Raw genomic sequence first — 7,471 nt, 5'->3', positions numbered from 1 at the left:
GCTCCAAGGTCTACCTGGTCAACACCGGCTGGACCGGCGGTGGCTACGGCGTCGGCAAACGCTTCAACATCCCGACCACCCGCGCTGTGATCGCCGCGATCCAGAGCGGCGCGCTGATCGGTGCAGCCACCGAGCACCTGGACACCATCAACCTCGACGTGCCATTGGCCGTACCGGGCGTTGAAACCAACCTGCTCAACCCACGCAACACCTGGGCTGACAAGGCTGCGTACGACGAGGCTGCCAAAGCACTGGCCGGTCTGTTCATCGAGAACTTCAAGAAGTTCGAAGTGAGCGACGCGATCAAGGCTGCCGGTCCTAAGTTGTAAGATCGGTTTGCAGCGATGAGAAAGCCGCCTCTTGGGGCGGCTTTTTTGTGGGCGAGTGGAAAGTGCTCACAGGTGGACTGCCATTATTCCCGCAGAATTCGAGCTGAACAGCCAGAATAAAGCCACTTGAGTGGCGGGGCATTCTCAGTACCCCCAGCTTTCACGGCCCATTGCTGCCGGGCCTGGATTATTCGCAGCATTTCTACGCATCGGTCTTTGATCGCGTGGACGATGCTGTAGTCGGAGGCCGCAGCCATTCCTCGTGTTACTTCGATTCTGCCTCTTCTGTACAGGGGCGGTCGTTGGCGGCGAATTTCCCTTTGATTCGAACAACTCGTCGAGATCAGTTGCTGCTTCAGGGGGGAGCCTGACTAATGCCTGTTATCAGGCCGGAGCCTTCCAGTTGAGCATTTGCTGTTGCGCAACCTGCAGCAGGTCACAGCCATCCTGCGTCAGCAGATATAGAGCGTGGGTGATGTGCGGGATGTCTTCGACATCGGCCTGTTTGAAGTTGAGGCAGTAGAGGGTGCGTAGCAGGTCGCTTGAAGCACGCAGGCGCTGCACGGCGCATTCGAGGATGTCTTGTGGATTGGCGGCTGTGTCGATGACCAGAGGCTTGGTGTCGGTGAGGTTGGATTCGAGCGGACGGAAGCGATCGGTCGTGAATTGATTCCATGTTTTCAATGTTCTTGATCCTCAAATGAAGGTGTCCCAAACAAAGCCGCCATAAAAACTGCAGGCAATTGGATACCGGCGACATACAGCGGACGCTTATGCACGTTCCATTCGAGTGACCAGGCCCGAGCCGCTGATTTGGCAGCGACCGTCACGACTATAGGTATGAGCAACCCTGGTGCGAAAGGCGACATAGCGTTGTGTTTTGCAGGAACCGGATGAAGCGTTGACAGGCTTTTCACCGTTGCTTCGCCTGATATTTGAACAGGCTCGCTCAGGTCGGCCGATCGGTAGCTTCAGCCTCTGTGACCACTATAGAAGGGCGCCCTAGAGCGAAACAAGACGGCCAAAATGGACAGGTTTCGTAGGGGTTTTTCCGAGGTTTGGGCATTTGCCCTACGCATTTTCATGGGGTTCTCAAGGCAAAACCCTTAGGCGAGAATTTTCCTACGGTTTTCTCAGGCACTTCGCCAAAAAGCGCTGTAAGGTGCGCGCCAGAATCTGTAGGACATTTCCAAACGTCCGATACGCGCTTAAAGGGAATTAGGTATGCAGTGGCTACGAGTGGCCTCGATCGTATGGCTGTGGGTCAGTGGTTTTCACTTGGTGATTGCCGCTGAGTTGGGCAATTCTCCAGTGTCGAGTCAGCTGGATCGAACCGGTTGGCCGGATGCTCTCACCAGTCAGGCGAATGTCGACACAGCCTCGCGTGCCGAAGTGCTGATGTTTGGCAAGGCGTTGCTGGCCAGCGAGGCTCTGGACGAGTCAGGGCTCAAGCAGCGGCTGGGTGTGGCGCAGGTGCAGCTCAAATCGATCAGACGGGTGCGCGACAACTTGTGGGATCGCTTGCTGAGTACCTATCGCACTGCCAGCCTCGATTGCGACGAGCAAGTGTTTTGTCCAAGGGTGCGCAGCGTCGCGGACTTGCGGCAACTGGCGGCAGCGTTCACCGGCGATATCAGCCCTGCCCATACACTGTGGGTGAGCAACAGCCAGCGTGTGCATGAGCAGATCCTGAACGAGCAGTTGCGTGTGGCGGTGTTGCGGCCCTGACTCAATCAGCCCAGGGACGCGCCATCCTTTGCCACGAAAATGGCGAGTTCCGGAGTGTCACCGGGAAACGGCATGCATCCGCTCAGCAACAGCGACGCGATGAAGAGGGCGAGGGGCAGTTTCAGTGTGTTCGACATGGTCATTCCTTTGTGAGGTTGCGTACATATCGCCGTCCTGGCGTTATGTGGAGAGTGAAGCGGGCACGTTAGCGCGGTGCCGGAAAACACCGCGATAAACAAATCGGGCCGTTTGTTTCAGTCTGTGACCGGGCGTCCGGGGCTGTATCATTCCGTATTGGTTTGCCCCCCGACCTTTTCTCGACTCGCTGCGATCGCCCGCTAGGCTGTTGGCATGGCAGCGGTCAAAGGAGTGACAGCGAATGCACAACACCCTGGAACAGGTTTTCGGTTATCCACAGTTTCGACCCGGTCAGGAGCAGGCCATCAGCGCTGTATTGGCCGGGCGCTCGGCGGCGGCGATTTTCCCCACCGGCTCGGGCAAATCCCTGTGTTATCAAGTGTCGGCAGTGCTGCTGCCGCATCTGACGCTGGTGGTTTCACCGTTGCTGGCGCTGATGCAGGATCAACTGGCGTTCCTGCAACGCCACGGCATCCCGGCAGGCAGCATCGATTCGGCACAGAGCCGCGACGACGCCAATGACGTCATGGCTCGTGCTCGCTCCGGTGAGCTGAAGATTCTGATGGTCTCGGTCGAGCGCCTGAAAAACGAGCGATTTCGCAACTTCCTGCAGCAGGTGCCGATCTCGTTGCTGGTGGTGGACGAGGCGCACTGCATCTCGGAATGGGGCCACAATTTCCGTCCCGACTACCTCAAGCTGCCGGACTATCAGCGCCAGTTCAACATTCCCCAAGCCCTGCTGCTGACGGCCACCGCTACGCCGAAAGTCATCGCCGACATGCAGGCCAGATTCGCGATTGCCGCCGAGGACGTGGTGACCACCGGTTTCTATCGGCCCAATCTCAACCTGCTGGTGGAACCGGTGCGCGCTCAGGACAAGCGCCGGCGCCTGGTGGAATGGATGACCGAGCGGCAGGGGCAGCCGGGCATCGTCTACGTCACCCTGCAGAAAACCGCCGAGCACGTCGCCGAACACCTTGGGCGAAATGGCATACAGGCCGAGGCCTATCACGCCGGGTTGCCCAATGATCAGCGTGAAGCCATCCAGAAACGCTTCATGGCCGGGCAGTCCAATTGCATTGTCGCGACCATTGCGTTCGGCATGGGCATCGACAAGAGCGACATCCGCCAGGTGGTGCATTTCGACTTGCCCAAATCCATCGAAAACTACAGCCAGGAAATCGGTCGGGCAGGGCGCGACGGGCAGCCCTCGGATTGTCTGGTGCTGGCCAATCGCGACAGCCTCAACGTGCTGGAAAACTTCGTTTACGGCGACACGCCGGAGCGTGAGGGTATTCGGTATGTGCTCGATGAATTGCACGCATCGGTGCCTGAGGGGCAGTGGGAATTTCTGCTCGGACCGCTGGCGGATCAGAGCAACATCCGCGCGTTGCCGCTCAAGACTTTGCTGGTACAGCTGGAGCTGCGCGGGTTGATCGCTCCGCGCTACGCCTATTACGCCGAGTACCGTTTCAAATACCTGCTGGAGCCTGAGGCATTGCTTGAGCGCTTCGAGGGCGAGCGCAGGGACTTTGTCGCGGCGATCATCCGCACCTCAAGCCGTGCACGTACCTGGGCGACCGTGAATTTCGAGGCAATGTACACGCAGTATTCCGCTGAGCGCAGTCGGGTGGTGAAGGCCCTGGATTACTTTCAGGAAAAGGGCTGGATCGAACTTGAAAGCAAGCAGATGACCGAAGTCTACAGCGTGCTGCAGAGTGACTTCGACAGCGCTGTTTTGAGCGGTGAGCTGCATGCTTACTTCACTCGCCACGAACAAGCCGAAGTGGCGCGGATACACGCGATGCTGGAACTGTTCTCGACCGAGCGTTGCCTGGGGTATCGCCTGGCCGAGTACTTCGGTGATCACCAGGCGCCCGAGCGGTGCGGGCATTGCTCAGTGTGTCATGGCCACATCGCGCGTCTGCCGGCACCACCGCAGTTGCCGTCGCTTGTGGATAAAAGTTTCCCGGCGCTGTGCGGTGATTTTATCCACAAGCATGAACAACACGCAGGCAGTGTTCCGACGGCGGAGCGGCTGACACGGTTTCTGTGCGGGATCAGTGTGCCGCTGTTTACCAGGCTCAAGGCGCGGACGATCTCCGGGTATGCGGCGCTCGAGGAATATCCCTACGCCGACGTGCGCCGCTGGGTTGAGGAACACCTCTGATCTTTTTGTAGGCGCTGGCGCGAGTGGGGTTTATCCATCCGCTGAATGTCGATCATCACGGTAATAAACTTCAAAAAGCGTGATTGGCTGACTATGGTGAAGGCTGTCTTCGGATCGCCAACAAGAGAACAACATGAGCCAGACATCCTTCGATATTCAGCAGGCTGCCGTGATCGGCGCGGGCACTATGGGGCGCGGCATTGTCATGTGCCTGGCCAATGCCGGCGTTGCAGTGCAATGGGTGGATAACAATCCACAGATGCTTGAGCAGGCACTGGCCGCAGTAGCCGACACTTACGCACACAACGTGCGGCAGGGGCGGATTGATCAGGCTGAAGCCGATGCACGCCTCGCCCGGGTCAGTGCAGCGGCGGATTACGCGGCGATCCGTAATGTCGACCTGGTGATTGAAGCGGTGTACGAGAACCTTGAGCTCAAGCAGAAGATCTTTCGCGAACTCGATGGCTTGTTGAAACCCGAAGCATTGTTGGCGAGCAATACCTCGGCGCTGGATATCGACGCGATTGCCGCGGTAACCCGGCGCCCGGCTCAGGTGCTGGGCCTGCACTTTTTCAGTCCGGCACACATCATGAAATTGCTGGAGATCGTGCGAGGTGCGCAGACTTCGCCGACGGTCCTGGAGGCCGCACTGGCCCTGGGCAAGCGCATGGGCAAGGTCAGTGTGGTGTCGGGCAACTGCCACGGCTTTATCGGCAATCGCATGCTGCATCCGTATGTGCTGGAGGCACGCAAGATGCTCCTCGAAGGCGCTTATCCACAGCAGGTGGATGCGGCGTTGCAGGGTTTCGGTTTTGCCATGGGGCCGTTCCGCATGTACGACGTGGTCGGCATCGATCTGGAGTGGCGTGCCCGCGAGTTGGCCGGCGAAGGCCAGGATGCGCCAGAGGTTCAGGTGGATAACCGCTTGTGCGAGCTGGGCCGGTTTGGACAGAAGTCCGGCAACGGTTACTACCACTACGAGCCGGGCAGTCGTCAGGCCGAGCATGATCCTGAGGTCGATGCGTTGGTGTTGCAGGTCAGCGAAGGGTTGGGCTTCCAGCGCCGCGAGATCGGCCCGGAGGAGATCCTGGAGCGCAGTCTTCTGGCATTGGTCAACGAGGGTGCAAAGATTTTGCAGGAAGGCATCGCCCAATCGGCACACGACATTGATTTGGTGTACCTGAACGGCTACGGCTTCCCGGCAGACAAGGGCGGCCCGATGGCCTGGGCGGATCAGCAGGGGCTGGCGGACATTCATCAGCGCTTGCTGGCGCTGGAGACGCGTCAGGGCGATCAGTGGAAACCGGCGCGGTTGATTGGCGAGTTGGCCGCGCAGGGCAAGGGCTTTGCTCAAGCTTAGTGTTACGGCGAAAATCGGTCCCCCTCACCCCAGCCCTCTCCCCCAAGGGGGGCGAGGGGGAAGGGAGCCGATCTGCGTGGGTTTCAGCATTCGAGTTCGACTCGACAGTTCAGGTCGGTGTATTTCGAGAAAACACCTCGGTCAGTCCCCTCTCCCTCTGGGAGAGGGCTAGGGTGAGGGCAAGCGGCCTCACTGAAAAAACAGGAGAGTCAGCCCAACCATGTCCACCCCTCAACGCACCGACTACCCACACTTCCAGCCCATCACCACACGCTGGCACGACAACGACGCTTACGGTCACGTCAACAATGTGACCTACTACAGCTTCTTCGACACAGCCGTGAACACCTACCTGATTCAGGTCGGTGGTCTGGATATTCATGATGGCGAGGTGGTGGGGTTTGTGGTCAGTTCGGCGTGTGATTACTTTGCCTCGATCGCGTTTCCCGATCTGATCGAAGTCGGTCTGCGAGTCGGCAAGCTGGGCAACAGTTCGGTGCAATACGAACTGGCGGTGTTCAAGGTGGGGGAGTTCGAGGCGTGCGCAGCGGGGCGTTTTGTCCATGTCTTCGTGGAGCGGACGAGCAATCAGCCGGTTCCGATTCCAGGCCGGTTGCGTGAAGCCCTGGAGCGTCTGCTGGTTTGAACCGGGGCAAAAAAAATCGCAGCCCAAGGGCTGCGATTTTTGCTTTCCCGCGTAACGCAATGCGTCAGTCGCGATAGTAGCGGTGATGCTTGCGATGGCCATAGGCGTGACCGCGACCACGGTGGTCATCGCGGTAGTAGCGACGGTCACGACCGCGATCGTAATGACGACCTTCGTCATTGCTCTGGTTGCCCATGTAGTTGCCCAGCGCGCCACCGGCGCCGCCACCTGCTGCGGCGCCGATCAGGCTGCCGGTGGTGCCGCCCATGCTGCGGCCGACCACGTTACCGCCGGCTGCGCCCAATGCACCGCCAATGGCGGCTTCGCCACGGCTGTGTTTGTTGGCGCCCACCGCGCTACCACCCGCGCCGCCCAGGGCTGCGCCAATGGTTGAACCTGTGCTGCCGCCTAAAGACTGACCGACGACCGAGCCAAGAACCCCGCCCAATGCGCCGCCCACACCTGCTTCGGTGGTGCCTCCGGCAGAAGCGAAGCCACTGACCAGGCCAAGGGACAACAAGAGAATCGAGGAGAACTTCATAGAGGAGCCTCAAAGGGATGACGGCGCCGATCCTGAGGCTGTGTAACAAGGCTGACAATCGAAATCCGACGAATAACACGACTTGTATACAATTATGCAAGTTACTGTTTTGTATGCGGAACTTAAGCGATTTTTGCCGGTCTTTAGCTACTTCGGACAGGCCGCTTTTGTGAAAAAGCGGCCTTTTTTGTGGGCGTTTGAAAAGTGCACAGTACAAAGAATTGCATTGAATCGGCGACCGCTATCGCGAGCAGGCTCACTCCTGCGGTGACCGAGTTCCTATAGATGGAACACGTTCAACTGTAGGAGTGAGCCTGCTCGCGATAGCAATGGTGCTGACCCCGTATCAAGCGGACTTGGCCATGATCAACCCGCTCTCACTCGCCGCTTCCAGCCGGATCGCAATGAATTTCGACGTCGGTGTATGGCTGCCATCCCCGGTGCTTTCCAGCGGCACCAGCGGATTCACTTCCGGATAGTAAGCCGCCGCCTGACCCGCAGGAATATCAAACGCCAGTAAGGTGAAGCCCTTCACCCGGCGCTCGCGACCGTCGTCCCA

General features: G+C 58.9%; 9 protein-coding genes. 5 read left to right on the top strand and 4 right to left on the bottom strand.

Annotated elements, in window-relative coordinates; genetic code table 11:
• Positions 1–329 (top strand): phosphoenolpyruvate carboxykinase (ATP) (locus tag DBR24_RS05950; RefSeq protein ID WP_128614188.1); only part of this gene is annotated, 329 nt, incomplete at its 5' end.
• Between the two features lie 384 nt (positions 330–713).
• Here the strand turns inward: DBR24_RS05950 and DBR24_RS05945 are convergent.
• Entirely contained in the window at positions 714–1,013 is a 300-nt protein-coding gene (locus DBR24_RS05945) for a hypothetical protein (protein WP_123470560.1), read from the bottom strand.
• Between the two features lie 540 nt (positions 1,014–1,553).
• Here DBR24_RS05945 and DBR24_RS05940 point away from each other — a divergent pair.
• The gene (locus DBR24_RS05940) at positions 1,554–2,057 is read left to right on the top strand and encodes a polysaccharide deacetylase (protein WP_123470561.1); all 504 of its coding nucleotides are present in this window, start codon (positions 1,554–1,556) and stop codon (positions 2,055–2,057) included.
• 5 nt (positions 2,058–2,062) lie between these two features.
• Here the strand turns inward: DBR24_RS05940 and DBR24_RS31585 are convergent, their stop codons facing one another.
• Positions 2,063–2,194, bottom strand: coding sequence for a hypothetical protein (locus tag DBR24_RS31585; RefSeq protein WP_256591295.1), 132 nt, complete (start codon positions 2,192–2,194; stop codon positions 2,063–2,065).
• A 242-nt stretch (positions 2,195–2,436) separates the two neighbouring features.
• On the opposite strand from DBR24_RS31585, the gene DBR24_RS05935 reads away from it, so the two are divergent.
• From DBR24_RS05935 to DBR24_RS05925, 3 genes are all read left to right on the top strand, one after another.
• Positions 2,437–4,365, top strand: coding sequence for an ATP-dependent DNA helicase RecQ (locus DBR24_RS05935; RefSeq protein ID WP_128614187.1), 1,929 nt, complete (start codon positions 2,437–2,439; stop codon positions 4,363–4,365).
• A 133-nt stretch (positions 4,366–4,498) separates the two neighbouring features.
• Entirely contained in the window at positions 4,499–5,725 is a 1,227-nt protein-coding gene (locus DBR24_RS05930) for a 3-hydroxyacyl-CoA dehydrogenase (RefSeq protein WP_128614186.1), read from the top strand.
• A gap of 220 nt (positions 5,726–5,945) precedes the next feature.
• Complete coding sequence (locus DBR24_RS05925) at positions 5,946–6,371, top strand: thioesterase family protein (RefSeq protein ID WP_128614185.1); 426 nt, start codon at positions 5,946–5,948, stop codon at positions 6,369–6,371.
• A gap of 64 nt (positions 6,372–6,435) precedes the next feature.
• Here the strand turns inward: DBR24_RS05925 and DBR24_RS05920 are convergent, their stop codons facing one another.
• Both DBR24_RS05920 and DBR24_RS31580 read right to left on the bottom strand, forming a co-directional pair.
• A complete protein-coding gene (locus DBR24_RS05920; RefSeq protein ID WP_128614184.1) occupies positions 6,436–6,912 on the bottom strand; it encodes a glycine zipper domain-containing protein in 477 nt (158 codons plus the stop codon).
• Positions 6,913–7,258: 346 nt separating this feature from the next.
• The coding region (locus DBR24_RS31580; RefSeq protein WP_256591294.1) for a hypothetical protein at positions 7,259–7,471 on the bottom strand (213 nt) is incomplete at its 5' end.

The organism is Pseudomonas sp. HMWF006 (assembly GCF_003061205.1).
GTDB classification, from domain to species: Bacteria; Pseudomonadota; Gammaproteobacteria; order Pseudomonadales; family Pseudomonadaceae; genus Aquipseudomonas; species Aquipseudomonas monsensis.
This window is presented reverse-complemented; position numbering and strand designations above follow the sequence as displayed.